Below are 25,827 nucleotides of genomic sequence, written 5' to 3'. Positions count from 1 at the left end.
TACGGAACTGTCGAATTGGCGGGCTCACACCCAGGTGTCGAACCACATCCGGTGGTGCCAGGCCGACTTGGGGATCGGCATTCCCGTATAGAGGGGATAGAAGTAGATGAAATTCCATGCGATCAGGAGAACCAGGACACCGGCGCCGACCGCGCCGATCGTGCGGCGGCGCTCCGTCGAGCCCGGCGGCCCGACGATCGCGCCGAGCATCATCGCCAGCGCCAGACACAGGAACGGGACGAACACCACCGCGTAGAAGAGGAAGATGGTCCGCTCCTGGTAGAGGAACCACGGCAGATAGCCGGCCGCGACACCGCAGACGATCGCCCCGGCCCGCCAGTCCCGCTTGAACAGCCAGCGGTAGAGGACATAGAGGAGCGCGAAGCAGGCGGCCCACCACAACAGCGGGGTGCCCAGCGCCAGCACCTCGCGGGCGCAGCCCTCGGCCGCCGTGCAGCCGTCCTGGCCCACCTTGGGGTCCTCGTAGAAATAGGAGACCGGGCGGCCCAGGACCAGCCAGCTCCATGGGTTGGACTGGTAGGTGTGCGGGGTGGTCAGTCCGGTGTGGAAGGAGTAGACCTCGGTCTGGTAGTGCCACAGACTGCGCAGCCAGTCCGGCAGCCAGGTCCAGGCACCCGTACGGCCGTCCGGTGAGGTCGCCCAGTCGCGGTAGTAGCCGCCCTTGGTGGCGATCCAGCCCGACCACGACGCCAGATAGGTGGCGAGGGCCACCACGACGGTGGACCCGAAGGCGGGCAGCGCATCGCGGCGCACGGCCGAGCGGAAGGGGTGCCGGGCGCCTGCCGTACGCCGTGCCGCGACATCCCAGAGCACCGCCATCAGCGCGAACGCGGCGAGGTAGTACAGACCGTTCCACTTCGTCGCGGTGGCCAGGCCCAGGCACAGTCCGGCCGCGATCCGCCACGGCCGCCAGCCGAGCCGCAGCCGGTCACCGACCCCTTCGTCGGGTCGTGCGATGCCTCCCCCATTCTCGGCTTCGCTCGAACGGGAGGTGCCCCCATGCCCGACCGGCAGCGCCGCCGCCAGCCGCGCCCTGGTGCGGTCCCGGTCCACCAGCAGACAGCCGAACGCGGCGACCACCCAGAACATCACGATCAGATCGAGCAGCGCGGTGCGGCTCATCACGAAGTGCAGACCGTCCACCGCCAGCAGGCCGCCCGCGAGGCAGCCCAGCGCCGTCGAGCGCATCAGCCGGCGTCCGATACGGCACACCAGCAGCACCGACAGGGTGCCGAGCAGCGCCACCATGAACCGCCAGCCGAACGGGTTCATCCCGAACAGGCCCTCGCCGACCGCGATCAGCCACTTGCCCATCGGGGGGTGGACGACATACGAGTGCTCGGGCGAGAGCAGCAGCTGCGGCGGATGCCCGACCAGCGCGTCATTGGCGTTCTTGGCCCAGGTGCCCTCGTAGCCGTACTGGAGCAGCGACCAGGCGTCCTTCGGGTAGTACGTCTCGTCGAATATCACCTTCCGCGGGCTGCCCAGGTTCCAGAACCGCAGCACCCCGGCGAACAGCGCCACCAGCAGCGGACCCAGCCAGCCGGACCAGCGCGTCAGCCGGGCCGCGGCCTCCGGGCCCACGCCGAACACGGCCCACAGGCGACCGCTCGACTCGGGGAAGGCGGGCACCAGCCGCGCGCGGACATCGGTCTGCGGGCGGGCCGGAAGCCCGAAACGGCGCAGTCGCCGCTGCCACACGGGGGGCGCTCCGGGCGGCTCCGGGGCGTGCTGCGCGGCGGCGTCGGTCGCGGTGGTGTCACTCGTCACCCGGCCCATCGTAGGGAAGCCGCCTGTGGAGCGCCGTGGACCGCACCGGGGGAGACCGACCGGCCGGAGCACACCGGCGCCCTGGGAGGATGGGGAGGTGACTGGAACGCTGGTACTTGCAGGGACGCCCATCGGGGAGATCGCGGACGCGCCGCCGCGGCTCGCCACCGAGCTGGCCGCCGCCGATGTGATCGCCGCCGAGGACACCCGGCGGCTGCGCCGGCTGACCCAGGCCCTGGACGTCCAGCCGTCCGGGCGGATCGTGTCGTACTTCGAGGGCAATGAGGCGGCCCGGACGCCCGAGCTGGCCGAGGCGCTGGCCGGCGGGGCGCGGGTGCTGCTGGTCACCGACGCCGGGATGCCCTCGGTCTCCGACCCCGGCTACCGGCTGGTCGCCGCCGCCGTCGAACGGGACATCAAGGTCACCGCCGTCCCGGGCCCCAGCGCGGTGCTCACCGCCCTCGCCGTCTCCGGGCTGCCGGTGGACCGCTTCTGCTTCGAGGGGTTCCTGCCCCGCAAGGGCGGCGAGCGGCGCACCCGGCTGCGCGAGGTCGCCGACGAGCGCCGCACCCTCGTCTACTTCGAGGCGCCGCACCGGCTGGACGACACCCTCGCCGCGATGGCCGAGATCTTCGGCGCCGAGCGGCGCGCGGCGGTCTGCCGGGAGCTGACGAAGACGTACGAGGAGGTCAAGCGGGGCCCGCTGAGCGAGCTGGCGCCCTGGGCGGCCGAGGGCATACGCGGCGAGATCACCATCGTCGTCGAGGGCGCCCCCGACACCGGGCCGCAGGACCTGGGCCCCGAGGAGCTGGTGCGCCGGGTGCAGGTCCGCGAGGAGGCCGGGGAGCGCCGCAAGGAAGCCATCGCCGCGGTCGCCGCGGACGCCGGGCTGCCCAAGCGGGAGGTCTTCGATGCGGTGGTCGCGGCGAAGAACGCGGCGAAAACCGACCCATCAGAAGGTAAATGACCGGCCTGAAAGGTAAAGCTCAGGCCGGGATGGCGGGGACTTTTCCCTGCCCCCGGCCAAATCTGGGCCAATACGGTCGGCGAGCTGCTGCTTTGTGACCGGGAAAGGCGTCCACTGGACGTCGGGACGAACCCTTCCCGAAGACCTTGTCCAGCGGACAAGAGGAGCGCAGCACATGAGTGATTTCGCCAGGACCACCGGAGTTTCCACGACGACCACGGGCGCAGCACACCCCGATCCCCGGGCCGACGCCGCCGCGCACGAGGCGTACTCCTTCGCCTGTATGCGGTGCGGGCACGGCTGGGAGCAGGCGTACGACATAGTCCATCAGGTCGACGGCAAGGGGGAGCTGCATGTCGTCTACTACGCGGACGGCCAGCGCGTCCCCTCCCCGCTGACCCGCCCCACCTGTGTGAACTGCGGCACCGACATCGTCCGCATCATGCGTTCCGGCCAGGTCTCGATGGTCTCCGACGCGATGGCGAGCATGCATCAGCGCCAGCACGGCAACGGGAAGAAGGCATCCCCGGCGGCGGACCCGGACGCCGCCGGCACCAGCGACGGCAAGGACCCCGGCCGCCACCACTGGCACCTCTCCGACCTGCTGCATCCGTTCCAGCACCACCGCAAGTGAGCTCCGTGCCGCGGCCCTCGTAGGATCGCGGCCATGGCACCGCAGGACAAGAACACCCCGCCCCCGCTGCCCGAACCGCTTCGGGTGGCGGTCGCGGACTCGCACACCCACCTGGACATGCAGGACTCCTCCGTCGAGGAGGCGCTCACCAAGGCCGCCTCCGTCGGGGTGACCACCGTCGTCCAGGTGGGGTGCGACCTGGCCGGTTCACGCTGGGCCGCCGAGACCGCGGCGGCCCACGACAGCGTGCACGCCACCGTCGCCCTGCACCCCAACGAGGCGCCCCGGATCGTGCTGGGCGATCCGGACGGCTGGTCGCGGCAGGGCGCCCGGGAGCCCGGCGGCGACAGCGCCCTGGACGAGGCCCTCGCCGAGATCGACCGGCTGGCCGCCCTGCCGCAGGTCCGCGGCGTCGGCGAGACCGGCCTGGACTACTTCCGTACGGGCCCCGAGGGCATGGCCGCCCAGGAAGCCTCCTTCCGGGCGCATATCGAGATCGCCAAGCGGCACGACAAGGCCCTGGTCATCCACGACCGCGAGGCGCACGACGATGTGCTGCGCATCCTGCGCGAGGAGGGCGCGCCCGACCGGGTCGTCTTCCACTGCTACTCCGGCGACGCCGGGATGGCCAAGATCTGCGCCGCGGCCGGCTACTTCATGTCCTTCGCCGGCAACGTCACCTTCAAAAACGCCCAGCACCTGCGCGACGCCCTCGCCGTCGCCCCGCCGGAGCTGGTCCTCGTCGAGACCGACGCCCCCTTCCTCACACCCGCCCCGTACCGCGGACGGGCCAACGCCCCGTACCTCATTCCGGTCACGCTGCGGGCCATGGCCGAGGTGACGTCGCTGACGGAGGACGCGATGGCCACCGCCGTCGCGGCGAACACGGCGCGGGCCTTCGGTTACTGACGGTTCGCGGCGGCCCTCCGACGGCCCCCGGAGAGTCCGTACGCCCCACCGGAAAGCCCGCCCGCACTCCCGGATCCCGTCCACATCACTCCACTTCGCTCACTTTCCGTAGTGGGGCGACTTTGGAGAGTGACGAATACTCCGCTACATTCCGGCCGTCAACCGCAGCCGGGGCATGTGGAGCGCGCCGTGAGTCATTCGCAGAGCAGCCACCGCGCCGCGCGCGGCCGTCGCAGACGCCGCGCCGAAGGCCCCGAGGCGCTGCGCCAGCTGCTGCCGCGGGCCCTGGTCGTCGCGTTCCTCGCCGGCGGCACCACCGCCTTCATCGCCCACGACAAGGCGGTCCGGCTCACCGTCGACGGCACCCCGCGCACCCTGCACACCTTCGCCTCCGACGTCGACGACCTGCTGGCCGACGAACGGCTGGACATCGGCGCCCACGACATCGTCGCGCCCGCCCCCGGCACCGCCCTCAGCAGCGGTGACGAGGTCGTCGTCCGGCACGGCCGCCCGGTCGTGCTGAGCATCGACGGACAGCGCCGCACGGTGTGGACCACCGCCGACACCGTCGCCGGCGCCCTCCACCAGCTCGGCGTACGGGCCGACGGCGCCTATGTGTCCGCCTCCCGCTCGCGGCGCATCGGGCAGCGCGGCCTGGAGCTGGCGGTCCGTACCGAACGCTCGGTGACGATCGTCGCCGACGGCCGCGCGCACCGCCTCCGCACCAACGCCGCCACCGTCCGCGAGGCCCTGGCCGAGGCCGGGCTCGTGCTGCGCGACCAGGACACCACCTCGGTGCCGCCGGACAGCTTCCCGCACGACGGCCAGACCCTCTCGGTGCTGCGGATCACCGGCTCCAAGGAGGTCCGCGACCGGGCCATCCCCTTCCGCACGATCCACCGGGCCGACTCCGGCCTGGCCCGCGGCACCGTGGTTGTCGTCCAGCAGGGGCGCCCCGGAGTCCGGCGGGTCACCTACCGGGTGCGCACCGTCAACGGCGTCAGACAGCGGCCGAAGCGGCTGCACAGCGAGGTCGTGCGCGCCCCGCGCCCGCAGGTCGTGCACCTCGGCATCCGGGAGCTGCCCACCTCCGTGCGCGGCGCCGACCACCTCGCCTGGCACGCGCTGGCGCAGTGCGAGGCCGGCGGGCGGCCGCGCGCGGTGGACTCCTCCGGCACCTACGGCGGGCTCTACCAGTTCGATGTCGGCACCTGGCGGGCCCTCGGCGGCCACGGCCGCCCGCAGGACGCCACCCCCCAGGAACAGACCTACCGCGCCAAGAAGCTCTACATCAGAAGGGGGGCGAGCCCGTGGCCGGTCTGCGGCCGTAAGCTTCACGGGTGAACGAGCGCAACGAGGCTGTGGCATGAGCAAGAGCACCACCGACGATCCCGGCCCCCTGCTGGGCGCCGCCGACATCCGCGAGCTGGCCGCCGCGCTGGGCGTCCGCCCCACCAAGCAGCGCGGCCAGAACTTCGTCATCGACGCCAACACCGTCCGCCGGATCGTCCGGACCGCCGAGGTCCGGCCCGACGATGTCGTGGTCGAGATCGGCCCGGGCCTCGGCTCGCTGACCCTGGGCCTGCTGGAGGCCGCCGACCGGGTCACCGCCGTCGAGATCGACGAGGTGCTGGCCGCCGCGCTGCCGGACACCGTCGCGGCCCGGATGCCCGACCGCGCCGACCGCTTCGCGCTGGTGCACCGTGACGCGATGCACGTCACCGAGCTGCCCGGCCCCGCGCCCACCGCACTGGTCGCCAACCTCCCCTACAACGTCGCCGTGCCGGTGCTGCTGCACATGCTCGCGACCTTCCCCACCATCGACCGCACCCTGGTCATGGTGCAGTCCGAGGTCGCCGACCGGCTGGCCGCCCGCCCCGGCAACAAGGTCTACGGCGTGCCGTCGGTGAAGGCCAACTGGTACGCCGAGGTCAAGCGGGCCGGCGCCATCGGCCGCAACGTCTTCTGGCCCGCCCCCAACGTCGACTCCGGACTGGTCTCCCTCGTCCGCCGCGACCAGCCGATCGAGACCACGGCGAGCCGCGACGAGGTCTTCGCCGTCGTCGACGCGGCCTTCGCCCAGCGCCGCAAGACGCTGCGGGCCGCGCTGTCCGGGTGGGCCGGATCGGCCGCCGCCGCGGAGGCCGCCCTGGTCGCCGCCGGCGTCTCGCCGCAGGCCCGCGGCGAGGCACTGACCGTCGAGGAGTTCGCGCGGATCGCCGAGCACAAGGGACCGGGCGGGGCGCCGGGCATCCGTCAGGCACGGGGACAGCAAGCATCAGCGGGAGAGCAGGCATGACGACCACCTCGATCACCGTCCGCGTACCGGCCAAGGTCAACGTCCAGCTGGCCGTGGGCGCCGCCCGCCCCGACGGCTTCCACGACCTGGCCAACGTCTTCCTCGCCGTCGGCCTCTACGACGAGGTCACCGCCACCCCCGCCGACACCCTCCGGATCACCGCCGAGGGCCACGACGTCGACCAGATCCCCCTGGACCGCACCAACCTGGCAGCCCGCGCCGCCGAACTCCTCGCCGCCCGCCACGGCATCGAGCCACACGTCCACCTCCACATCCGCAAGGACATCCCCGTGGCAGGCGGCATGGCCGGCGGCAGCGCGGACGCCGCCGGGGCCCTGCTGGCCTGCGACACCCTCTGGTCGACGGGTGCGTCGCGGGATGAACTCCTGGCCATCTGTGCCGAGTTGGGCAGCGATGTGCCCTTCAGCCTGGTGGGCGGGGCGGCCCTGGGCCGCGGCCGCGGCGAGCTGCTGACGCCGCTGCCGGTCGGCGGCACCTTCCACTGGGTCTTCGCGGTCGCCGACGGCGGCCTGTCCACCCCAGCCGTCTACGGCGAGTTCGACCGGCTGACGGCGGGCACGGACGTGCCGGAGCCGGAGGCGTCCCCGGAGCTGCTGGCCGCCCTGGAGTCCGGCGACGCCACCGCCCTGGCCGGGGCCCTGGCCAACGACCTCCAGCCCGCGGCGCTGTCCCTGCGGCCGTCGCTGACCGCGACGTTGGCGGCCGGCACCGCCGCAGGTGCCCTGGCAGCCCTGGTCTCCGGCTCCGGCCCGACCACCGCCTTCCTGGTCAAGGACGCGGAGTCGGCCCAGCAGGTGGCCGCGGCGCTACTGGCGTCGGGGACCTGCCGGCAGGTGCGGGTGGCGGAGTCGCCGGCGGTGGGGGCGAGGGTTCTGTAGGGCGGGGACGGTTCTCAAAACCGTCTTGGCAGGGGAAGCCCCGGACTGCATGCAGCCCGGGGCAGGTTGGGGCGGCAGCCTGTGTGCGGCCTGGTACCCCTGCCGTCTCGCTACGGCGGTGCGCTATCGGTCTGACGGCGGGGTGGGCGGTGCCGGCGGGAACGAGGCGGGCGCCCCTGGCTGCTGCTGGTAGGGGCCAGGTGGGTAGGCGCCCGGCGCCCCCGGCGGCTGCTGATAGGCGCCGGGCGGGTAGGCGCCCGGCGCGCCGGCCTGTTGCTGGTAAGGACCGGGAGGCTGCGGCACAAAACCACCGGGGACGCCCGGCCCACCGGGGCCGCCATATCCGCCGATGCCACCCGGAGGCGGCCCATTACGGCGCTTCTTCTTCACGGTAACCATGACAACAACAAGCGCGATGACGGTGAGGAGGACGACCACACCGCCGACGGTGCTGATGATGGCGACCTTGTTGCCATGGAACTCGTATTCAGAGGCGGCTGCCGCACGCAGCGTGCGCGTGAAGTTCATCCCCGTCGTACCTCCCTTGCACCGGTGAGGCCCAGGCGTTTCCGCTGGGCCTCTGTTGGTGCGGCTGTGATAACCGGCACGGGCCGAGGTGCGCGGCCGGCTGTCGGTGGATTGGCTTGCCGGGCGGACTCAGACGCCAGGGAGGCCGGTGTCCTTGACGGCGGTGACGAAGGTCGACCAGGCGGTGTCCGGGAAGACGATGGCCGGGCCGTGGGGGTCCTTGGAGTCGCGGACGGGGACGATGCCGGCCATGCCGTCGACCACCTCGACGCAGTCCCCGCCGTCGCCGTTGCTGTAGCTGCTCTTGCGCCAGGCAACCGTGCTCAAGTCAATGTGGCTGTTTGCCATTTCGAGAATCCTCAGCCGCTTCGTCGATCATGGCGAGGGACGCCTTCGGCGGCAGCGCGGCGGCCCTGAGCCAATCGTATGCCTTGCGGTACTTCTGCACGAGGGCCGGATCATCGATCGTGTCACCGCTGTACTGCGACTCCAAGTAGGCCAGTGGCGGAGCATCCGCAAAGGTCATGATCTTGGCCAGGCCCACCACCATGAGGGGATGCGGTCCGCAGTTCCACGGAAGGATCTGTGGAACGATCCGGCGGCTCCGTGCCAGCGCTGAGATGTGGTCTAGCTGGTCGGCCGCAGTTTCCGGCGGGAGGATCGGGTGACGCAGCAGCGACTCATGCAGGATCACCCAATACTCTGGGGTCTTGTGGTCGGCCTCGAACAGGCAGGCGCGGGCCATGGAGGCGTTGACCTTCTCGTCCACCTCCGCGTCGGACGCCAGTGGACGCGCGGCCTGCGCCACTGCTCGTGTGTACGGCTCGGTCCGCAACAAACCAGGAATGACGGTAGGGGACCACTCCTCGATGCTCGCCGCGTACTTCTCCGCCTCCAATACGCGCTCGAAGTACTCGGCGTGGCCGGTGCGCCTCGCCTTCCGTACGTCCTCACAGCGCCGCGTGAAGAAGCCGTCCGTCTTCAGCACCTTGTCGACGTGCTCGGCCAGCTCCGCCGGCATCCGCCGTTCGCCGCGCTCGATTTCGCTGAGGTGGCTCGGGCCGTAGAAGCTGCCCTCGACCAGCTGCTGGAGCGTGAGGCCGGCCAACTCCCGCTGGTAGCGCAGTTCCTTGCCGTAGAAGGTGGGTACTCCCGCCGAGCCGTCAATGTCCTTGCGTTGTGCCACGGTTCACCGCCGTACGTGTAGCTGATTCTCAGTCGTTGCGGACGAGCCCCGGCGGTCCCCACATTTCCACCACGTCACACCGCGCATTCCCCGGACCGCGGCCGGGAGCCCAAACCCCTTTCACGCTACGCCGCGCCACATCACTCTGTAATGGATTCGTAGCTATGCGTAGAGAAAGGCGGGCCCGCCCATGGCCCTCGACCGCTCCCTCCCCGACGATGTGCACGACAGCGCCGAAGAGCTGCGTACCGCGCTGAAGGACCACGGCATCACGCTGCCGTCGCTCGGCGTCGACCTGCCCGGCTTCGCGGGCGTCTACGGCGTCTCGCTCGTCGCCCTCGGTAACTGCAACGCGGCCACCGCCCGCCGCCTCGCCGAGGTTCTCCGCAAGGCGGCCGCCCGTTGAAGGGAGTTCCTGGCCTCGTCCGAACAGTGTTGGGGAGGCTGCTGAGTTGGTTACTTCCGGGCCGTGGCGGCCATCGGGCGACCAGTAGTGCCGGTGCCCTCTCGCCCACTGCCTGGTTGTCGGAGGCCCCGGTGCGGCGGCGCCTCGTACGCGTCCGGCGGCTGCCGCCCGAACTGCTCCCGCTGTGCGGCGAGGACGGCCGCCTCGTCCGGCCGTACGTCCGCCCGGCGGAGGCGCAGAGGCACCCCGCGCCCGCGGATCAGGCCGCCCGGCGCCGGGAGCTGGAGGAGGCCGTACGGAGGCTCAACACCTGGTCGTCCGGTGGGGGCGGGCGCCGCTGAGCGGCCCACGGGCGGGCCGGTACTGAGGGGCCGCCGGGCACGGGCCAGGCGCTCCCGCGACGGCACCCCGCTCCTGCTACGCCCCGGCCGTCGCCGGCACCCCGTTCCCGCTAGCCCCGTTGCCGCCTATGCCCCAGCCGTCGCCAGCATCCCCGCCACCATCCGCCCCGCCCGTACCGCGTGCTCCTCGGACGGCGGGTACGGACGTCCCGGAGCCGGAGGCGGCCCCCGAGCTGCTCGCCGCCCTGGAGTCCGGCGACGTGGCCGAGAGGCTGGCCGGGCGTGGGGACAAGGCGCTCTCGACCCGCCATTGGGTCGCCTCGGTTCAAGCGGAGGCGCACGCGGGCCTGGGCGACCTTGAGGCATGCGAGCGTGCGTTGGGGCGCGCCGAAGAGGTCCGGGAACTCACCCCAGACAGCGTCAACGGCGGGTGGCTCAGGTTCGACGGATCCCGGCTCGCGGAGGAGCGCGGTGCGCGTTATGTGCGGCTGGGGCGCCTGGACCTGGCGGAGACAACACTGCGGGCGGCCTTGCAGCACACGGCGTTGGCGTCCGGACAGGTGCTGCGACGAAGGGGCGCGGTGCTGACGGATCTGGCGGCCATCGGCGTGAAGCGGCGCGACCCCGAGCAGGCGGTCTCCTATGGGAGGGAAGCCGTCGACCTGGCTCGTGCCTCATCCTCCGGTTACGTCGCCCGTAGACTCCGAGACCTGAGCGACGAGTTCGGCCCCCTGAGCCGCGACCACCGCGTGGCTGAGCTAGGGGCGAAGATCGCCACGCTGAGCACGCCGTGACGAGAGGGGATGACATGTCGCAGACCGAGGGTGCACGACTGTTCCGGGAAAGCTGGATCGCGGGTGTGCACCAGCACTTCCCCGGGGAGCCGAAGGCGGGCTACGTCACTCCGTGGGACGACACCCCGCAGTGGGAGCGCGAGGCCGCCGGGTCGGTCTATGCGCAGGTGCGCCAGTTCGTCGAGGTCAGCGACGGGCGCACCTCCAGGCTGTCCCGGGAACAGAAGGGCCGCTTCGTCGCGACCTGTTGGACGGCCCAGATGTTCAAGCACTTCGACGACCCGAAGCCGGGCTACGTCGCGGACTGGCCCGACCTTCCGGCCTGGCAGCAGGAGACCGACGCCGACATCTTCGAGGCCATCGAGAAGGCGCTGAGCTGACCACGTAGAGAGGCCCTCGGGGCCTCGTTCGGCGGTACGTCCGCCAGGCGGAGCAGGCGTGGGCGAGGCGCTTTCGCTACACCCCGCTCCCGCTACCCCCGGCCGTCGCCAGCACCCCCGCCACCATCCGCCCCGCCCCTACCGCGTGCTCGTCGGTGGTCGGGACGCAGCGGTCCGCCACCGGGTCGTACGCCGTCATGATCACGCCCGCGTGGTCGGTCTCCGGCTCCTGGAGGGTCACCGCCCGGCCCGGCGTCCGCAGCGCCTCCGTGAGGTCGCGGGAGTACCGGGCGTCCACGATGGTGTCGCGGGTGCCGTGCACCAGGTGGACCGGGACGCCCGGGTCCCGGCCCGCGGTGAGATCGTCCAGCGGCGGGGTCCCGGTGGTCCGCGCCGGCAGGTCGTAGCGGCCCGCCAGGCCCACCACCGCCGATGGCCGCCATTCGTCCGCGATCTCGGGCCGCAGCGCGACCCCCAGCGCGGCCCCGGCGCCCGCCGACCACCCGGCCAGGACGAGCGACTCCCCGTCGGCGCCCAGCCCACCCGCTTCCTTACGGGCGAAGGCCAGGGACTCCAGCAGATGCGACCGGCCACCGTCCGGGGCGTCCGAGCGCCAGTCCGGTACCAGGACCAGCGCCCCGTGCGCCGCCGTCGCCCGCGCCAGCGGCTCCAGCACGTCCCGCTCGTCGGGGCCGATGCCGTGCCAGAGCAACACGGTGGGCGTCGCGCCGGACGCCCCGGCCGGACGGTGGACGTCCAGCCGCTTGCCGCTCGGGCCGTAGACCAGCCCGCGTACCGTCTCCACTGTCGTGCCCGCCATGCCCATGTCCGGTGCCATGACGGCACGTTACAACGGGGGAGCGGTGCCTCAGGCGCCCGCGAGGGCCAGCGACACCACCCAGGACAGGACCAGCAGACACGGAGCCGCCAGGAGGCTGCCGATGCCGACGGCGTTCCTGTTGGCCATACCCACCACCGCAAGGAGGGCGGCCACGAAGGCGGCGGCGATCGGCAGGGTGCCGACGATCTGCTGGGTGCCCGCGGAGCAGATCATGCGGGCGTCACCCTCGTTGCAGCCGTCGCTCGCCATCACCATCAGCGGCGCGAACAGCCCGGTCACCCCGGCGAACGCCAGCACAAGCAGGCCGGCGAAGATCCGGCCCACGTCGGAACCCGTCACCGACGGTGCCTCGTCGCGCACGGGAAGGGCGCTCGGCGCCTGGTCGTTGATCATGCGGCTCACGCTAGGCCCGCCCGCAGCCCCTGCCATCAGTACGGCTACTCATCTCCCGGTACTCACCTCCCCGCACTTATCCACAGGTATTTATCTCCCGGCGGCTCTCCTTCGCACGACGACTAGGCTGGGAAGGTCGATCGATCTGAAGCGCAGGTCGGAAGCGCAGGTCTGAAGTGCAGGAGTGAGATGGCCGTCAACCTCGTCAATCTGGAAGCCGTCGGCAAGGTGTACGGGACCCGTGCCCTGCTCGACGGTGTCTCGCTCGGCGTCAACGAGGGGGACCGGATCGGCGTCGTCGGGCGCAACGGGGACGGCAAGACCACCCTGATCCGGATCCTCGCCAAGCTGGAGGACGCGGACAACGGCCGGGTCACCCACAACGGCGGCCTGCGTCTCGGCGTCCTCACCCAGCACGACTCCCTCGACCCGGCCGCCACCATCCGGCACGAGGTCATCGGCGATCTCGCCGACCACGAGTGGGCCGGCAACGCCAAGATCCGCGACGTCCTCACCGGCCTCTTCGGCGATCTGCACCTGCCGGGCTTCACCCAGGGCCTGGACACCGTCATCGGCCCGCTCTCCGGCGGTGAGCGCCGCCGCATCGCGCTCGCCAAGCTGCTGATCGCCGAGCAGGACCTGATCGTCCTCGACGAGCCCACCAACCACCTCGATGTCGAGGGCATCTCCTGGCTGGCCCGCCACCTCCGGGCCCGCCGCTCCGCCCTCGTGGTCGTCACCCACGACCGCTGGTTCCTCGACCAGGTCTGCACGCGCATGTGGGACGTCCAGCGCGGCGACGTCCATGAGTACGAGGGCGGCTACAGCGACTACGTCTTCGCCCGGGCCGAGCGGGAGCGGATCGCCGCCACCGAAGAGGTCAAGCGGCAGAACCTGATGCGCAAGGAGCTGGCGTGGCTGCGGCGCGGCGCCCCGGCCCGTACGAGCAAGCCGCGGTTCCGCATCGAGGCCGCCAACGAGCTGATCGCCGACGTGCCGCCGCCCCGCGACAACGCCGAGCTGATGAAGTTCGCCAGCTCCCGCCTCGGCAAGACCGTCTTCGAGCTGGAGGACGTCAGCGTCCAGGCCGGACCGAAGGTCCTCCTCAAGCACCTGACCTGGCAGCTGGGCCCCGGTGACCGGATCGGCCTGGTGGGCGTCAACGGCGCCGGCAAGACCTCGCTGCTGCGGGCGCTGGCCGAGGCCACCCGCACCCAGGGCGAGGTGCAGCCGGTGGCCGGCCGGATCGTGGTCGGCAAGACCGTCAAGCTGGCATACCTCTCCCAGGAGGTCGGCGAACTCCCCCCGACACTGCGGGTGCTGGAGGCCGTCCAGCAGGTGCGCGACCGGGTCGACCTGGGCAAGGGCCGGGAGATGACCGCCGGCCAGCTCTGCGAGAAGTTCGGCTTCACCAAGGAGAAGCAGTGGACCCCGGTCGGCGACCTCTCCGGCGGTGAGCGCCGCCGCCTCCAGATCCTGCGCCTCCTGATGGACGAGCCCAACGTCCTCTTCCTCGACGAGCCCACCAACGACCTCGACATCGAGACCCTGACCCAGCTGGAGGACGTCCTCGACAGCTGGCCCGGCTCCCTCATCGTCATCAGCCACGACCGCTACTTCATCGAGCGCACCACCGACCGCGTCCACGCCCTCCTCGGCGACGCCACGCTCCGGATGCTCCCCCGCGGCCTGGACGAGTACCTCGAACGCCGCCAACAGGTCATCGACGCCGCCACCCCGGCCCCCGCGCAACAGACCGCAGCGGCCCCCAAGAAGGCGGCCGCGGTCAACCGCGCCGCCCAGAAGGAACTCCAGAAGATCGAGCGCCAGCTGGAAAAGATCGGCGACAAGGAGACCAAGCTCCACGCCCAGATCGCCGAGAATGCGACGGACTTCGAGAAGGTCGCCGGGCTCGATGCTCAACTCCGCGAACTGAGCGCGGAGAAGGAGGAGTTGGAGATGCGGTGGCTGGAGTTGGCTGAGGAGGCGTAGGGGCGGCGGATGGTGGCGCCTCCTGGGCGACGCCGGTCATCGTGTGGTCACCGCGCCGATTTCCCGCGGTGACCACACAATGGTCGGCGCGTCCTTCAGGAGGTGCTCCGCGTGCGGCGGCGAAAAGCTATCCCACCGGTTTCCTGACCTCACTGCGAATCTTGCCCACCTTGTCGGCGAATTCCTGGAGGTCGACGGAGTACGGATCTTTCGACAGCTCCGAGGCATCGGTTTGGGCGACGCTCCCGCTCGTACTGGAATCCGCCCAGACGCAGAACGGCAGCGTGACCTTCTGCCCCATCTCCGTCCGCTCATCCACACCGCAGGTGAGCGATCCTCCGCCACCGCTGGGCGTGAACTCCGAGTCCGTCACGGCGACTTCCGTCTTGCCGTCGCGCGTCATGCCGCGGATGGTGTGGTCGACGGTCGTCTCGGGATCATCAATGACGCCGTAAAGCCCCAGCATCACCAGCGATTTGGTCCCGGACGAGTACTGCCCGCCCGCTGTCTTGACGTTGTGCTCATTGGCCCCGTCAGACGGCACCGCCCTGCCGGCCTGCTGGGATATGTCCTTGGCGAGCTTGTACTCCCCACCCGCCAGCGTCTGCGGCACCGTAATCCGATACCTCGGCCCGCTGTCGGATGCGCCCGACGAACTCCCTCCACCACGGAACACCCCCACCCCCGCCAGCGTCCCGATCACCAGCACCCCGGCCACGACCGCGATGATGGCCCCCGCCTTATTCCGCTTCGGCGGAATGGGCGGCGGCATCCCCGGCCCGCCGCCGTACCCGAACTGAGGTGCCTGCTGCGGCATTCCGTAGGGCGCCGGCTGGCCGTAGGGCGCTGGCCCGGGTTGGGGCTGCTGTCCGTACGGCACCGGCCCACCAGGCGCGGCCCCCGCCGGATACCCGGCCGGTGGCGAGCCGGGCTGCGGCATCCCTTGCGGCGCGCCGTAACCCGGTGCCTGCCCGAAACCACCTGGCGGCTGTTGCGGAGTGGTCATTTACTTCCTTCTTTTCCGACGCGCAGCCGAAGGCCCGAGTAGGGATTCTTGATCACGTTAGTTCACCCCGATGTCCCGCTCCTCCAACAGCACATCGATGACGCCCGACGACTGGGTCATCCTGAACCTTTATCACGTCAATTCCCTTTTTCATGCGACGGGTTCCGTAAGCTCTTGGCGAGCGGCATTGAGCGCACCACCGACCGGGGCCACGCCTGCTCGGCGATGCCACCCTGCGGATGCTGCCGTGCGGCCTGGACGAGTACCTGGAGCGCCGCCGGCAGGTCATCGAGGCTGCTACCCCGGCGTCGGCCCCGCAGGCCGCGGCGCTCAAGAAGGCCGCCGCGGTCAACCGCGGCGGTCAGAAGGAACTCCAGAAGATCGAGCGCCAGTTGGACAAGCTCGGCGACAAAGAGAGCAAGCTCCGCGCCCAGATCGCCGAAAACGTCACGAATTTCGAAAAGTCGCGGGCCTCGACGCCCAGCTCCGCGAACTGAGCGCGGAGAAGGATGAGTTGGAGATGCGGTGGCTGGAGTTGGCGGAGGAGGCGTAAGGCGCCAGGCGACTCCTGCTGCCGGTGTTCAGGACCGGTAGGAGGCGACGGTATATGTGCTGGGGCCGGGCAAGGGGCCGGCCCCAGATGCGCCCTCCACGGCCACCGAGGCTCGTTCTTTCTGAAGTGTGAAATCGTCTCTTATGGAATCCCCGTGTGCGGTTTGAGGATTTCCGCGTATCGCCCCGACCTCGCCCGTGACCTTCAGTCTGCCTCAATGGGTGCGAATTCAGAACTCGTGGCGCACGATCCAATAATCCTCATCTTCGACAGAAATTGCGCAGAGGTGGCGTCTATCTTCGGATAGAGCCAGGAACGTCGGCGAGCCCTTAGCCTCGACCAGGCGGGAGGCAATATTGTCGCCTCTCATTGGATCCTGAACTCTGAGCCATCCGACATCCGTAGGGCAGGTGGCAGGGGAGCAGACAAGGATCCCTCCACTCGCGGAGTACAGATGGGCTGCTTCGGACTGCTGCTTCCAGTGATGGTTCAGAAAATGCAACGAATCTGAAGAATTGCGGTCGACTGAAACCGTCGGTTCTGCGTCTATGCCATTTACGATGTGCAGGGCTGCCGTGGCTTCTGGGGCTCCCTGCGGAGGTTCTTGATTTGAAATCAGCATTCCTGCAGCGGTCAGATCGCTGATCCAGTCTGCGACGTCTTTCTTGGTGGTGGCCATGCTAATCCCTTCGCTGTTTCAATGTAACACCATCGCTAGTTGTAGAATAGGTGATGGTCTCCGCCTGGCTTATTGATCTTAGCGTATCTTTCCATTGAATCCTTGTAGCGCTTAATTCCTTCGCCTCTTTCGTTATCCCATCCAAAATTCACCTCGTTCCGCGTGGGGATCGACTTTGGCATGCCTGCGTGGAAATGTGGGCCCGCCGGGTCATGGGTATGCTCAACCACCACCCTCGATCCTGCCTCGGTTTCAAACTGCCGGAAGTGACCCCAATGCGACGGGTCGTTGCTGTAAAGGTGTCCGGGCGCATGCGCCAGATCCTTGTTTCCAGATACCGTCCACGCGGCATCGGGTGTGGTGCCATGTGGGACCCCAGCGAGCTCGTGTGCGGCTCTCTCTGCCTCGGATCTACTTTCAAATGGATTCGAAGCCTCACCCTTGGGTTTGCATTCGAACAAGCCAAGCGGGTCTGTGTGACTGTTTGGGTTAGCTACATATGTGCAGGTATTGGGGTCTGGGGCGATGCCGAGCGGGTCAGTGGATATGTATCGAGCTGTGGCGGTGTCATAATACCGGTGGAAGTTATAGTGGAGTTGAGTTTCATGGTCGAAATATTGCCCCAGAAATCGCAGTGGCGTATAAGCCGTTGCGCTGCTGTTCCAGGTTGTTGTGCCCCAAAGTGTGGCCTGCATTTTCCATGAGATATCACCTGATTCCGAGATGAGCTCATTAGGGGTGCCGACCGGATCGGTGATTACGGCGTAGAAGCGTTGGTCAATAAGATGTTGTGGGGCGCGAGACAAGTCAGGTGCTGAAGTCTTGCGTTCGGTTTGGGCTACGGGCGTCAGGCGTTGATGGTCCCAGGTGAGAGTGATGGATTTTGCGGTGTCCTGGGGCCGGGTGGTTTGTTCGGTGAGGGTGGGGCCGTCCCAGGTAAAGTCAGTTTGCTCAAAGGTTATTGATTCACCGGGGATAAGGCGTTGTTTGGCTATTCGGCGGCCGGAAGGGTCGTAGAGATAGCGCCAGGTGGTGCCGTCGGGGGTGGCGACGGATGTGAGGCGGCCCTCGGTGTTCCAGGAGTAGCGCCAGGTGTCGGGTTTGCGGGAGACGCGGGTCTTTTGGCGAAGGGTCACGCGGCCGAGGGCGTCGTGTTCGTAGCGGATGCGGCCGGCGCGGGTGATGTTGGTGCCGGTATAGGTGCGGTCGCCTCGGGCTGAGGGGTTGGGGTGGCGGTCGGGCCAGGTGGCGTGGGTTTGGTTGCCGGCTTCGTCGTAGGCGTAGGTCTCGGTCCAGTCGGTGGCGTGGACGGCGGTGACGCGGCCGGAGCAGTCGAGGTCGAAGGTGCGGCGGCCGGTGTGGGAGTCGTCGACCGTGGTGAGGTTGCCGTCGGGGCGGTAGGTGTAGCCGCGGTGGAGGACCCGTTGGGCTTCGGCTGCGGCAGGGTTCTGTGCCCGGGGCGTCCCGGTGGGGGGCGGGAGAGTGCCGGTGGCTGCTGCGGTGAGGGACTGGGCGGTGAGGCGGCCGGTGGGGTCCCAGGTGTGGGTGAGCTGGAGATGGTCGCCGATGGTGCGGGTGAGTTCCTGGCCGGCCGCGTCGTGGTCGAAGGTGAGGACGTGGCCGGCGATGTCCATGGCGGTGCGATTGCCCGCCGCGTCGTAGGTGTAAGTGGTGGTGTGGCCGGTAGGGGTGGTGCGGGAGGTGCGGCGGCCCAGGGCGTCGTAGGTGAACGTCATGGTGCGGCCGTTGACGGTTTCGGCGGTGACGCGGCCGAGAACGTCGTGGGTGTAGGTGACGGTGGCGTCCGGGTTGGCTGCTTGTTGCAGGTTGCCGCTGGTGTTGTGAACGTAGGTGGTGACGAGACCGGCGGCGTCCTTGTGTGTGATGCGGCCGAGGGTGTCGCGGGTGTAGGCGGTGACTTCGCCGAGAGTGTTGGTGCGGGTGGCGAGTTGGCTTGCGGCGTCGTGGGTGTAGGCCAGGATGCGGTCGTCGAAGTCCGTCTCGGAGATGAGGCGGCCGGCGCCGTCGTAGGTGTAGTTCCAGGTCAGGCCTTGGGGGTTGGTGACCTGGGTGAGGCGGAGTTCGGTGTCGTGGGTGAACTCGTGGCGGACGCCGTCGGGGTCGGTGCGGGCTGTGAGCAGGTCGAAGTGGCTGTACTCGAAGCGGGTGGTCTGGCCGATGGCGTCGGTGTGGGTGAGACGGTTGCCCTCGCCGTCGTAGGTCCACTCCTCGGTGGCGCCGGTCGCATCGATGCGGGCCGCCAGCTTCCCTTCGACGGTCCACACCATGTGAGTGGTCTCGCCGAGGGGGTCGGTAACCGATGTGGTGCGGCCGAAGGCATCGCGGCGGTAGTGGGTGGTGGCGCCCAGTGGGTCGGTGACGGTCAGGGGAAGCCCGGCCTCGTTGCAGTAGAGGCGGGTGGTGTTGCCGAGGGCGTCGGTGACCGAGGCGACGTGGCCGCGGGTGTCGTGGGTGTAGGTGGTGGTGGCGCCGGTGGGGTCGGTGGTGGAGGTCCGGTTGCCGTCGGCGTCGTAGGCGTGGGTCCAGGTGGTGCCGTCCGGACCGGTGGTGGTCAGGGGCAGGCCGAGGTCGTTGTAGCTGGTGGTGGCGGTGGAGCCGTCGGGGAGGGTGACGGTGGCGGGGCGGCCTGAGTCGTTGTAGGTGAAGCGAGTGGTGCGGCCCAGCGGGTCGGTGGTGGACTGGATGTGGTGCTTGGCGTCGCGGACCGTGCGGGTGGTGGCGCCCGTGGGGTCGGTCTCCGCGACGATCTGGTGGCGGTCATTGACCTCGTAGCGGCTGACCTGGCCGTGGGAGTTGTGGAAGAGGTTGGTGCGCAGGCCCGTTACGGGATCAGGTTTGCCCCAGGTGTACTGGGCACGGAGGTGGCCCGCTATGCCGCCCTGTGAGACGCAGCGGTCCTGGTCGTCATAGGCGTACGTGTAGCTGCTGTTGTTGGTGTCCGTCCAGGACGTGATGCGGCCGTGGTCGTCGTAAGTGAAGCGGAGGGGTAGGCCGGAGGAGTTGGTGGTGGTGATGAGGTTGCCGGCTTCGTCGTAGCCGTACGTCATCAGCAGTTGGTCGGAGCCGTCGGGGGCCGCGCCTGCCAGGTGGAGGGCGGTGATGCGGCCTTCGTCGGTGGTGAGCAGGAGGCGGTAGCCGGCGCTGTGGGTGATGGCGGTGGGGGTGCCGTCTTCGGTGTAGTCGAAGGTGTGGTGGTTGCCACGCCGGTCGGATATCTCGTCGAGGACGGCGAGATCTTCGGTGTAGGTGGTGAAGTAGCGGCGAGTGCCGGTGACCGGGTCGGTGAGGACGTAGTCGCCGTCCGGTGTGCGCTCCAGGGGGTGGCCGTCACCCTCGGCGGGGAGGGTGGGCACGCCGACGGCCGGGTGTGGGTAGAGGCGGAAATCGCCCTCGTCGCCGATGAGGATGACGCCCTCGGCGTCGATCTCCAGACGCTGGTCGACGGTGCTCATCCACGCCGGCCCGAACCAGCGGCCCTGGCGGTAGGACGACTCGAAGGTGCGGGTGAAGGAGAGGGGGAGGCTGCCGGGGAGGGCGATGTCGGTCTGCGGAAGGACCATCCGGCCGGTGGCCATGTCGATGGGGTCGCTTTCGCATTCCCTGGACCAGAGCTTACGGAAACGGTCCTTGATGGTGGTCTTGCCGCCGTCCTTGACGGCTGTCCGTGCGGCCCCCTTGGCCGCGTCCTTCGCCCCGGCCTTCACCAGGCCCTTGCCGACGGCACCGACACCCTTGGCGCCGATGAGGTTGCCAATGACGCCCCCGAGCGCATCCCCGGGGTCGCTGCCCCAGCCGTCTCCGAGCATCCCCTTGGCCAGGCGCCCGGGGTGGGCGGCCGTACTGGCCAGGCCTAGCGTGATCTTGGAGACGTTGGCCATGTACAGATGGGGGTGGGCGAGGTTGTACGGCTCCAGCGGGTTCACCATGCGGCCCAGATTGACCGTTTCGACCAGGGCCTTGCCCACACCGCCGACGACGTGCATCAGGTTCATGCCGCCGGCGGCGATGCCGTCAGTGACATCGAGCGTCGCCTCCGTGGTGAACTTCGGTGCCTGCGGGGCGTGTTCCAAGGCGCCTTTGAGGGCGTGCTGTGCTTTCTCCGCGGCCTCGTTGCGCTGGCTGCGGGCGTTCTTGAGGATTTCCTGTGCCGCCTCGCGATCCTGTTCAGCGGGGTCGTGGAAGTCACCGGGTTTCTCGGGCTTGGGGCCCGGGTCGGAACCCTCGTCCAGTGCTGCGTTGTACGTGTCTGCCTTGTCGTTGTACGTGTCGACCGCGTGGCTGTACGCCTTGAAGGCTTTCATGGTCTTCTTCTCGGCCGCGCGCCATGCGTCGATGGCCGCCTGAGCCTTCTTCTGGGCCCAGGAGACCGTATCCGCGTAGGAGTCGAGGGCCTTCCACGCCGTCTCACAGGCGTCCGCGGTGCGCATCCACTGCTTGGGGTGCACGTCGAATTTCTCGTGGAAGCTGTCGGCGGCCTTTCCCTTCCACGATCCGGCGTCGAGCTTGCGGATTCCCTGGCCGACGCGTTCGAAGGCCGCGTAGAAGTCCTTCAGATGGGCGGCGGATTCATTGATCTTCGCGACGTCCCCGTGGATCAGCTCCTTGGGGTCGTCGCTCTCGCCCAGTTGCCGTTCGTCGACCTGTGCGCCCAACGCATCGGCGACGTCGTCACCGGCCGAGCGGACGGTCTTGGCCGCGCCGTCCGCACCGACGTAGTCGAGTGCGTCGGCGGTCATGTCCGAGGCGGAGTCGACGGCCTCGCCGGCCGCCTCCTTGATGCCGTCGACAGCATTGCCAGCCTTTTCGGCTGCGGAATTGATGACGTCGCCGAGGCCCATCAGTTCCTAACCCCCCAGTGGTGCTCTACAACAGTGGTTGTGCGGTGGTGAAGGTGTGACGCGTCCTCAGGATCCGCCGTGGTCGTGTGCCTGTGCCTGTGCCTGTGCCTGCGCCCGGTGTTCCTGGGCGATTTTCAGCGGGCGCAGGGCCCAGTTGTGGTCCGCGTCGCCCGCCCACTTGGACGTCGAGAAGTCCTCGCCCGTTTGCTGTGCTGCCTCATCGACTTCGCGAAAAGCCTTTCGGGAGCTGGCCGAGGTGGGGTCCCAGTCCGCGTCGTCGAACTGGGTGATGGCGTTGTCGTCGCGGACCTGCTTCCACGTCCGGTTCTTGAGCTTTTCCTCCGTCATTGTCGGGTCCCCCATCAGCAGCGCATTCGCCCCGACCTTCAACGTCGTCGAAACGTACTGCTCCTGCTCGTGATAGAGCCCGGCCGACAAATCAAGGCGGCGCGCGAATTCGTTGGCCTCATGGATGAGCAGGCGAACGCCCCAGCCCCAGCGTTCACAGAACGAATCCAAGACGGAACTCATGCCGGCGTGCCCGCTCTCCATTCCGGAGAGAGCCAGCTTGTCGAATCCCTGGCCGAGTTGAGCGTTGGCGTCAAAGCCCAACTCCTTCAGCTCCGCAATGGCGTCGTGGATGCCCTTGGTGACCTGCTTCAGGGCATTCGGGTCGAGCTCGTAGCCCTCGGCGGATGTCATGCCGCACCCCCGGACACGGGTGCTCCGGACCCGCTTGCGGTTGGGTCCGGCTCGGTGAGGTCGATCGCCGCGGAGTCCGGCACGATGCCGCTGACCGGCGGAAACACCATCCCCTGCTCGCTTCCCGCGTCCAGTACCACGCCGGCCGGTCCCTCGATGGCGGGGATGACGACGTCCAAGAGGCGTGCGCCGACCGCGCGGGCGTAGGGCAGCTCGGCATCGGGAGCGGCGCCGCGGGACATCGCGAAGCGAGCCAGTTCCTGTTCGTCGGAGAACGCGTACAACCAGCGAATTCCGGACAACTCGGCGGACATGAGGGAGTCGTTGACGAGCGGTACCAATACCGGTGTCCGGCGGAACTCACCCACCAGTGCGGCCGGATTCGGTTCCCCTGCGTGTGCTGCCGCTACTTCGTCGGCCAATGACATGACGGCTGGCTCCCTCCCCGACCTCAGCTCAACTGTCGAACCCACTTTCGCATACGGCACTGACAATGCAGGGGATGGCGCTCCGCCTGAAAACCGGCCACCGGTTTCTTTTGAATTCAACCAGCATGGAGGGGGGTGGAGTTCGAAGAGCGACGATGGCGGGTGGCGCGCTCGGTGTGGACCGAGCTGTTTGCCATGGGGGGCGCCTCGGGGCAGGCCGGTCTCAACTCTGGCATGGGGCGGCCGGGTTATGGCGCTACGCCCTCGGCGCCCCGTGCGTCGGCAGGGCCCGGTCCGTGAAAGCCCCGCCTTCCCCCACCCCAACCAGCCCCGAATGGCCGGGATTCCAGCATTCCGGGGGGCTTCTTCCCGGTAGGGGGCGCGCTATGGCAGCCGAGCGTGTAGCTTCCCGGGGACAAGCGGCCCGGCCGGGGGCTGCGCCGGGGCCCGCCGGAGCGGGGGAGGTTGCTCGATGGGCGTGCGGCTCATGGTGGTCGACGATCATCGTCTGCTCGCGGAGGCGCTCGCCTCGGCGCTGAAACTGCGCGGGCACCGGGTGCTGGCGGCGGCCGCGCCGAGTGCGGGGGCCGCGGAGCTGGTGGTGAGCCGGGCGCCCGAGGTGTGTCTGCTGGGTACTGCCGCGCCGGCCCGCCCGGGTGCCTTCGACCCGGTCGTACGGATCAAGAAGGAGCGGCCGCAGGTCGCGGTGGTGGTGTTGGGGCCGGTGCCCAGTCCGCGGGGGATCGCCGCCGCCTTTGCCGCCGGGGCTTCGGGCTATGTCCGTAACGACGAGCGGATCGAGGGTGTGGAGCGCGCCATGATGAAGGCGCGGGCGGGGGAGTCGGCGGTGTCGCCGCAGTTGTTGCAGCAGGCCTTCGAGGAGTTGCTGCACCCCGCGGCTCAGCCGGACGACGAGGGGGCGCGGCTGCTGGAGCTGCTCACCCCGCGTGAGGTCGAGGTGCTGATGCGGGTCGCGGACGGGGAGGATACCCGGCTGATCGCGGCGGGGATGGATATCGCGCCCAGTACGGCGCGGACGCATGTTCAGCGGGTGTTGATGAAGCTGGAGGTGGGCTCCCGGCTGGAGGCCGCCGCGCTGGCGGCGCGTACGGGGCTGCTGGACCGGGCGGGCGGCCAGGCCGCGCCCACCACAGCGGCGGGACCGGACGCATCGACGGCGGGACCGGACGCACCGGTGCCGCCGCCCGGCTAACGCCGCGATCAGCCCTTCGCCGCCCCGCCGTCCACCGCATCCCCCTCATCCGCCATCTCCCCCGCCGTCGGCGGAACCGCCGGCCGCAGCTGTTGCCAGATGAGGAAGAACAGGCCCAGGGCGAGCATGCCCAGGCCCGTCCAGAGGTTGATGTTGATGTTCTGGGCCTTCTTCAGGTCCGCGTCGGTCGCCATCAGGCCGGCGATGGTGACGATGACGCCGTAGACGGTGAACAGGCCGCCGATGATGCGCCGTACGTCGAAGAGCCGCGCGGCGGTCGCCGATTCGCGTTCCAGCTCCTCGACCTCGTGCTGGTAGTCACTCATGGGTGCGTCAACTCCGCTGGTTCAGGCAGGTCAGAGGGAGAACGGGAGGTAGCAGAGGGCGGCGAGGACGACGGCGCCCCAGCCCAGCAGGGCGGGCCTGCGGTACCAGGCGTCGTCGCCCTCGGCGGGCAGCTCGGCCATGCCGGGGGACCTCGTGCCGTAGACCAGGCCGGCCAGCGACTCGGCGGACTTGGGCTCGGTGAACAGGGTGACCACGAACATCACGAGCGCGCCGACGACGAAGGCGACGATGGAGGAGACGAAGTTGGCGCCCTGGTCGGAGGGGATCGCGATGATGCCCTGCTTGTAGAGCCAGAAGTAGTTGACCATCGCGGCCGCGGTGCCCGAGAGCAGGCCCCAGAAGCCGGCCGCGGCGCTGGTGCGCTTCCAGAACATGCCGATGATGAAGACGACGAACAGCGGCACGTTGAAGAAGGAGAACAGCGTCTGGAGGTAGTTCATGATGTTGCTGAAGGACGAGGCGATGAAGGCCGTGCCCATGCCGATCAGCACGCCGACCGCGGTGACCACCCGGCCCGTCTTCAGGTAGTGCGCGTCATCGCGGCCCTTCTTCAGGTACGCCGCCCATATGTCGTTGGTGAAGACCGTGTTGAACGACGAGACGTTGGCGGCCATGCCGGCCATGAAGGCGGCGAGCAGGCCGGTGACGGCGATGCCCAGGACGCCGTTGGGGAGCAGATCGCGCATCAGCACCGGGATCGCGTCGTTGTACTGGAGCCCGTCCTTGGACTTGCCCAGCGTCGGCTCCATGACCAGCGCGATCAGGCCGGGGATGACCACCACCAGCGGGATGAAGATCTTGGGGAAGGCGGCGATCAGCGGGGTGCGCTTGGCGGCGGAGAGGTTCTTCGCGGACAGCGCGCGCTGCACCTCGGCGAAGTTGGTGGTCCAGTAGCCGAAGCTCATCACGAAGCCGAGGCCGAGCACGATGGTCAGCCAGTTCGCGCCGAGCGGGTTGGCCTCGCCGATGCCGGTGCCCTTCCAGGCGGTGAGGAAGGCGTCCCCGTGCGAGGAGTTGAGCGAGTCGGTCAGCCCGTCCCAGCCGCCGACGCGCTTGAGGCCGACGATGGTCAGCGGGATCAGCGCGGCCAGGATGACGAAGAACTGGAGAACCTCGTTGTAGATCGCCGAGGACAGGCCGCCGATGGTGATGTACGCGAGGACGAAGAAGCCGGCGACGACGATCGCGACCCACTGCGGCCAGCCGAGCAGCGCCTGGAGCACGATCGCCATGGCGTAGAGGTTCACGCCCGCGATCAGTACGGACGAGACGGCGAAGATCACGGAGCTGAGCAGGTGCGAGGAGGGGCCGAAGCGGTGCAGCAGGAACTCCGGCACCGATCGGACCTTGGAGCCGTAGTAGAACGGCATCATCACCAGGCCGAGGAAGACCATCGCCGGGATGGCGCCGATCCAGTACCAGTGGACGGTGTAGGCCCCGTACTGCGCGCCGTTGGCGGCCATACCGAGGATCTCGGTGGCGCCGAGGTTGGCGGCGACGAAGGCGAGACCGGTGACCCAGGCGGGCAGTGACCGCCCGGAGAGGAAGAAGTCCAGGCTCGTCTTCACGCTGCGTTTCGCCGCGAATCCGATGCCGAGGACGACGACGAAGTAGAGGGCCAGGATCGTGTAATCGAGCCCGTTGGTAGGGAGCCGTAGCCCCTCGGCCAAGGTGATCAT

Annotated in this window: 24 protein-coding genes and 2 pseudogenes; 13 read left to right on the top strand and 13 right to left on the bottom strand. The window is 69.2% G+C overall.

The annotated features are described in order from the left end of the window. Positions 1-24: 24 nt before the first annotated feature. Positions 25-1,800, bottom strand: coding sequence for a phospholipid carrier-dependent glycosyltransferase (locus QT196_RS16400; protein ID WP_266738908.1), 1,776 nt, complete (start codon positions 1,798-1,800; stop codon positions 25-27). A gap of 88 nt (positions 1,801-1,888) precedes the next feature. Between QT196_RS16400 and rsmI the strand changes: the two genes are divergently transcribed. The 6 genes from rsmI (at position 1,889) to QT196_RS16370 (ending at position 7,499) form a co-directional block, all read left to right on the top strand. After that, positions 1,889-2,758 (top strand): 16S rRNA (cytidine(1402)-2'-O)-methyltransferase, encoded by an 870-nt coding sequence (gene rsmI, locus QT196_RS16395; RefSeq protein ID WP_290355140.1) that lies wholly within the window; start codon positions 1,889-1,891, stop codon positions 2,756-2,758. Positions 2,759-2,933: 175 nt separating this feature from the next. Then, positions 2,934-3,392, top strand: a complete 459-nt coding sequence (locus tag QT196_RS16390) for a hypothetical protein (protein WP_290355139.1) — start codon at positions 2,934-2,936, stop codon at positions 3,390-3,392. Between the two features lie 33 nt (positions 3,393-3,425). Then, the gene (locus QT196_RS16385) at positions 3,426-4,301 is read left to right on the top strand and encodes a TatD family hydrolase (RefSeq protein ID WP_290355138.1); all 876 of its coding nucleotides are present in this window, start codon (positions 3,426-3,428) and stop codon (positions 4,299-4,301) included. Positions 4,302-4,490: 189 nt separating this feature from the next. Further along, a complete protein-coding gene (locus QT196_RS16380; RefSeq protein WP_168479634.1) occupies positions 4,491-5,645 on the top strand; it encodes a resuscitation-promoting factor in 1,155 nt (384 codons plus the stop codon). Positions 5,646-5,667: 22 nt separating this feature from the next. Beyond that, positions 5,668-6,600, top strand: a complete 933-nt coding sequence (rsmA, locus tag QT196_RS16375; protein ID WP_290355137.1) for a 16S rRNA (adenine(1518)-N(6)/adenine(1519)-N(6))-dimethyltransferase RsmA — start codon at positions 5,668-5,670, stop codon at positions 6,598-6,600. Further along, on the top strand, positions 6,597-7,499 hold the full coding sequence (locus QT196_RS16370) for a 4-(cytidine 5'-diphospho)-2-C-methyl-D-erythritol kinase (protein ID WP_290355136.1): 903 nt from the start codon (positions 6,597-6,599) through the stop codon (positions 7,497-7,499). The genes rsmA and QT196_RS16370 overlap by 4 nt, the downstream gene beginning before the upstream one ends. Positions 7,500-7,622: 123 nt before the next feature. Here QT196_RS16370 and QT196_RS16365 read toward each other — a convergent pair whose 3' ends face one another. From QT196_RS16365 to QT196_RS16355, 3 genes are all read right to left on the bottom strand, one after another. Continuing rightward, entirely contained in the window at positions 7,623-8,027 is a 405-nt protein-coding gene (locus tag QT196_RS16365; protein ID WP_290355135.1) for a hypothetical protein, read from the bottom strand. 129 nt (positions 8,028-8,156) lie between these two features. Further along, positions 8,157-8,375 carry a DUF397 domain-containing protein gene (locus tag QT196_RS16360; protein WP_266738903.1) on the bottom strand — a complete coding sequence of 73 codons (219 nt, stop codon included), beginning with the start codon at positions 8,373-8,375 and terminating at the stop codon, positions 8,157-8,159. Next, positions 8,356-9,213, bottom strand: a complete 858-nt coding sequence (locus QT196_RS16355; protein ID WP_266738902.1) for a helix-turn-helix transcriptional regulator — start codon at positions 9,211-9,213, stop codon at positions 8,356-8,358. The genes QT196_RS16360 and QT196_RS16355 overlap by 20 nt, the downstream gene beginning before the upstream one ends. Before the next feature lie 190 nt (positions 9,214-9,403). Here QT196_RS16355 and QT196_RS16350 point away from each other — a divergent pair, with 190 nt between their 5' ends. From QT196_RS16350 to QT196_RS16335, 4 genes and pseudogenes are all read left to right on the top strand, one after another. Next, the gene (locus tag QT196_RS16350; protein WP_085926459.1) at positions 9,404-9,619 is read left to right on the top strand and encodes a hypothetical protein; all 216 of its coding nucleotides are present in this window, start codon (positions 9,404-9,406) and stop codon (positions 9,617-9,619) included. Between the two features lie 116 nt (positions 9,620-9,735). Then, positions 9,736-9,960, top strand: coding sequence for a hypothetical protein (locus QT196_RS16345; protein WP_266738901.1), 225 nt, complete (start codon positions 9,736-9,738; stop codon positions 9,958-9,960). 260 nt (positions 9,961-10,220) lie between these two features. Further along, a pseudogene (locus tag QT196_RS16340) lies at positions 10,221-10,754 on the top strand (transcriptional regulator); the annotation flags it as partial. 14 nt (positions 10,755-10,768) lie between these two features. Continuing rightward, positions 10,769-11,134: a hypothetical protein gene (locus QT196_RS16335; protein ID WP_168479620.1), complete on the top strand. Its 366-nt coding sequence runs from the start codon at positions 10,769-10,771 to the stop codon at positions 11,132-11,134. A gap of 76 nt (positions 11,135-11,210) precedes the next feature. Here the strand turns inward: QT196_RS16335 and QT196_RS16330 are convergent, their stop codons facing one another. After that, positions 11,211-11,972 (bottom strand): alpha/beta hydrolase, encoded by a 762-nt coding sequence (locus QT196_RS16330; protein ID WP_290355134.1) that lies wholly within the window; start codon positions 11,970-11,972, stop codon positions 11,211-11,213. Between the two features lie 30 nt (positions 11,973-12,002). Further along, the gene (locus QT196_RS16325) at positions 12,003-12,368 is read right to left on the bottom strand and encodes a hypothetical protein (RefSeq protein WP_290355133.1); all 366 of its coding nucleotides are present in this window, start codon (positions 12,366-12,368) and stop codon (positions 12,003-12,005) included. Between the two features lie 189 nt (positions 12,369-12,557). Between QT196_RS16325 and QT196_RS16320 the strand changes: the two genes are divergently transcribed. Next, on the top strand, positions 12,558-14,360 hold the full coding sequence (locus QT196_RS16320) for an ABC-F family ATP-binding cassette domain-containing protein (protein WP_290355132.1): 1,803 nt from the start codon (positions 12,558-12,560) through the stop codon (positions 14,358-14,360). 127 nt (positions 14,361-14,487) lie between these two features. Here QT196_RS16320 and QT196_RS16315 read toward each other — a convergent pair whose 3' ends face one another. Beyond that, positions 14,488-15,366 (bottom strand): hypothetical protein, encoded by an 879-nt coding sequence (locus QT196_RS16315; RefSeq protein WP_290355131.1) that lies wholly within the window; start codon positions 15,364-15,366, stop codon positions 14,488-14,490. Between the two features lie 215 nt (positions 15,367-15,581). On the opposite strand from QT196_RS16315, the pseudogene QT196_RS16310 reads away from it, so the two are divergent. After that, a pseudogene (locus QT196_RS16310) lies at positions 15,582-15,919 on the top strand (ABC transporter C-terminal domain-containing protein); the annotation flags it as partial. A 229-nt stretch (positions 15,920-16,148) separates the two neighbouring features. Here the strand turns inward: QT196_RS16310 and QT196_RS16305 are convergent. The 4 genes from QT196_RS16305 to QT196_RS16290 all read right to left on the bottom strand — a co-directional run bounded on the left by QT196_RS16305 (position 16,149) and on the right by QT196_RS16290 (position 22,587). Next, a complete protein-coding gene (locus tag QT196_RS16305; RefSeq protein ID WP_290355130.1) occupies positions 16,149-16,598 on the bottom strand; it encodes a hypothetical protein in 450 nt (149 codons plus the stop codon). A gap of 35 nt (positions 16,599-16,633) precedes the next feature. Continuing rightward, positions 16,634-21,457 (bottom strand): putative T7SS-secreted protein, encoded by a 4,824-nt coding sequence (locus QT196_RS16300; protein ID WP_290355129.1) that lies wholly within the window; start codon positions 21,455-21,457, stop codon positions 16,634-16,636. Positions 21,458-21,523: 66 nt separating this feature from the next. Beyond that, the gene (locus tag QT196_RS16295; RefSeq protein ID WP_290355128.1) at positions 21,524-22,159 is read right to left on the bottom strand and encodes a hypothetical protein; all 636 of its coding nucleotides are present in this window, start codon (positions 22,157-22,159) and stop codon (positions 21,524-21,526) included. After that, positions 22,156-22,587 carry an SseB family protein gene (locus tag QT196_RS16290; protein ID WP_290355127.1) on the bottom strand — a complete coding sequence of 144 codons (432 nt, stop codon included), beginning with the start codon at positions 22,585-22,587 and terminating at the stop codon, positions 22,156-22,158. The genes QT196_RS16295 and QT196_RS16290 overlap by 4 nt, the downstream gene beginning before the upstream one ends. A 472-nt stretch (positions 22,588-23,059) precedes the next feature. On the opposite strand from QT196_RS16290, the gene QT196_RS16285 reads away from it, so the two are divergent. After that, positions 23,060-23,800, top strand: a complete 741-nt coding sequence (locus QT196_RS16285) for a LuxR C-terminal-related transcriptional regulator (RefSeq protein WP_168479604.1) — start codon at positions 23,060-23,062, stop codon at positions 23,798-23,800. A gap of 8 nt (positions 23,801-23,808) precedes the next feature. On the opposite strand, the gene QT196_RS16280 is transcribed toward QT196_RS16285, so the two are convergent. Then, positions 23,809-24,126, bottom strand: coding sequence for a hypothetical protein (locus QT196_RS16280; protein WP_168479603.1), 318 nt, complete (start codon positions 24,124-24,126; stop codon positions 23,809-23,811). 30 nt (positions 24,127-24,156) lie between these two features. After that, positions 24,157-25,827, bottom strand: coding sequence for a sodium:solute symporter family protein (locus tag QT196_RS16275; protein WP_168479602.1), 1,671 nt, complete (start codon positions 25,825-25,827; stop codon positions 24,157-24,159).

The organism is Streptomyces sp. P9-2B-2, from assembly GCF_030406865.1.
Taxonomy (GTDB): Bacteria; Actinomycetota; Actinomycetes; order Streptomycetales; family Streptomycetaceae; genus Streptomyces; species Streptomyces platensis.
This window is presented reverse-complemented; position numbering and strand designations above follow the sequence as displayed.

Bases quoted from the DNA above. Each gene is read 5' to 3' on its own strand.
- QT196_RS16400 (WP_266738908.1), bottom strand. From the start codon at position 1,800: ATGGGCCGGGTGACGAGTGACACCACCGCGACCGACGCCGCCGCGCAG.
- QT196_RS16390 (WP_290355139.1), top strand. From the start codon at position 2,934: ATGAGTGATTTCGCCAGGACCACCGGAGTTTCCACGACGACCACGGGC.
- QT196_RS16385 (WP_290355138.1), top strand. From the start codon at position 3,426: ATGGCACCGCAGGACAAGAACACCCCGCCCCCGCTGCCCGAACCGCTT.
- rsmA (WP_290355137.1), top strand. From the start codon at position 5,668: ATGAGCAAGAGCACCACCGACGATCCCGGCCCCCTGCTGGGCGCCGCC.
- QT196_RS16370 (WP_290355136.1), top strand. From the start codon at position 6,597: ATGACGACCACCTCGATCACCGTCCGCGTACCGGCCAAGGTCAACGTC.
- QT196_RS16365 (WP_290355135.1), bottom strand. From the start codon at position 8,027: ATGAACTTCACGCGCACGCTGCGTGCGGCAGCCGCCTCTGAATACGAG.
- QT196_RS16360 (WP_266738903.1), bottom strand. From the start codon at position 8,375: ATGGCAAACAGCCACATTGACTTGAGCACGGTTGCCTGGCGCAAGAGC.
- QT196_RS16350 (WP_085926459.1), top strand. From the start codon at position 9,404: ATGGCCCTCGACCGCTCCCTCCCCGACGATGTGCACGACAGCGCCGAA.
- QT196_RS16335 (WP_168479620.1), top strand. From the start codon at position 10,769: ATGTCGCAGACCGAGGGTGCACGACTGTTCCGGGAAAGCTGGATCGCG.
- QT196_RS16330 (WP_290355134.1), bottom strand. From the start codon at position 11,972: ATGGCACCGGACATGGGCATGGCGGGCACGACAGTGGAGACGGTACGC.
- QT196_RS16325 (WP_290355133.1), bottom strand. From the start codon at position 12,368: ATGATCAACGACCAGGCGCCGAGCGCCCTTCCCGTGCGCGACGAGGCA.
- QT196_RS16320 (WP_290355132.1), top strand. From the start codon at position 12,558: ATGGCCGTCAACCTCGTCAATCTGGAAGCCGTCGGCAAGGTGTACGGG.
- QT196_RS16315 (WP_290355131.1), bottom strand. From the start codon at position 15,366: ATGACCACTCCGCAACAGCCGCCAGGTGGTTTCGGGCAGGCACCGGGT.
- QT196_RS16305 (WP_290355130.1), bottom strand. From the start codon at position 16,598: ATGGCCACCACCAAGAAAGACGTCGCAGACTGGATCAGCGATCTGACC.
- QT196_RS16300 (WP_290355129.1), bottom strand. From the start codon at position 21,457: ATGGGCCTCGGCGACGTCATCAATTCCGCAGCCGAAAAGGCTGGCAAT.
- QT196_RS16295 (WP_290355128.1), bottom strand. From the start codon at position 22,159: ATGACATCCGCCGAGGGCTACGAGCTCGACCCGAATGCCCTGAAGCAG.
- QT196_RS16290 (WP_290355127.1), bottom strand. From the start codon at position 22,587: ATGTCATTGGCCGACGAAGTAGCGGCAGCACACGCAGGGGAACCGAAT.
- QT196_RS16285 (WP_168479604.1), top strand. From the start codon at position 23,060: ATGGGCGTGCGGCTCATGGTGGTCGACGATCATCGTCTGCTCGCGGAG.
- QT196_RS16280 (WP_168479603.1), bottom strand. From the start codon at position 24,126: ATGAGTGACTACCAGCACGAGGTCGAGGAGCTGGAACGCGAATCGGCG.
- QT196_RS16275 (WP_168479602.1), bottom strand. From the start codon at position 25,827: ATGATCACCTTGGCCGAGGGGCTACGGCTCCCTACCAACGGGCTCGAT.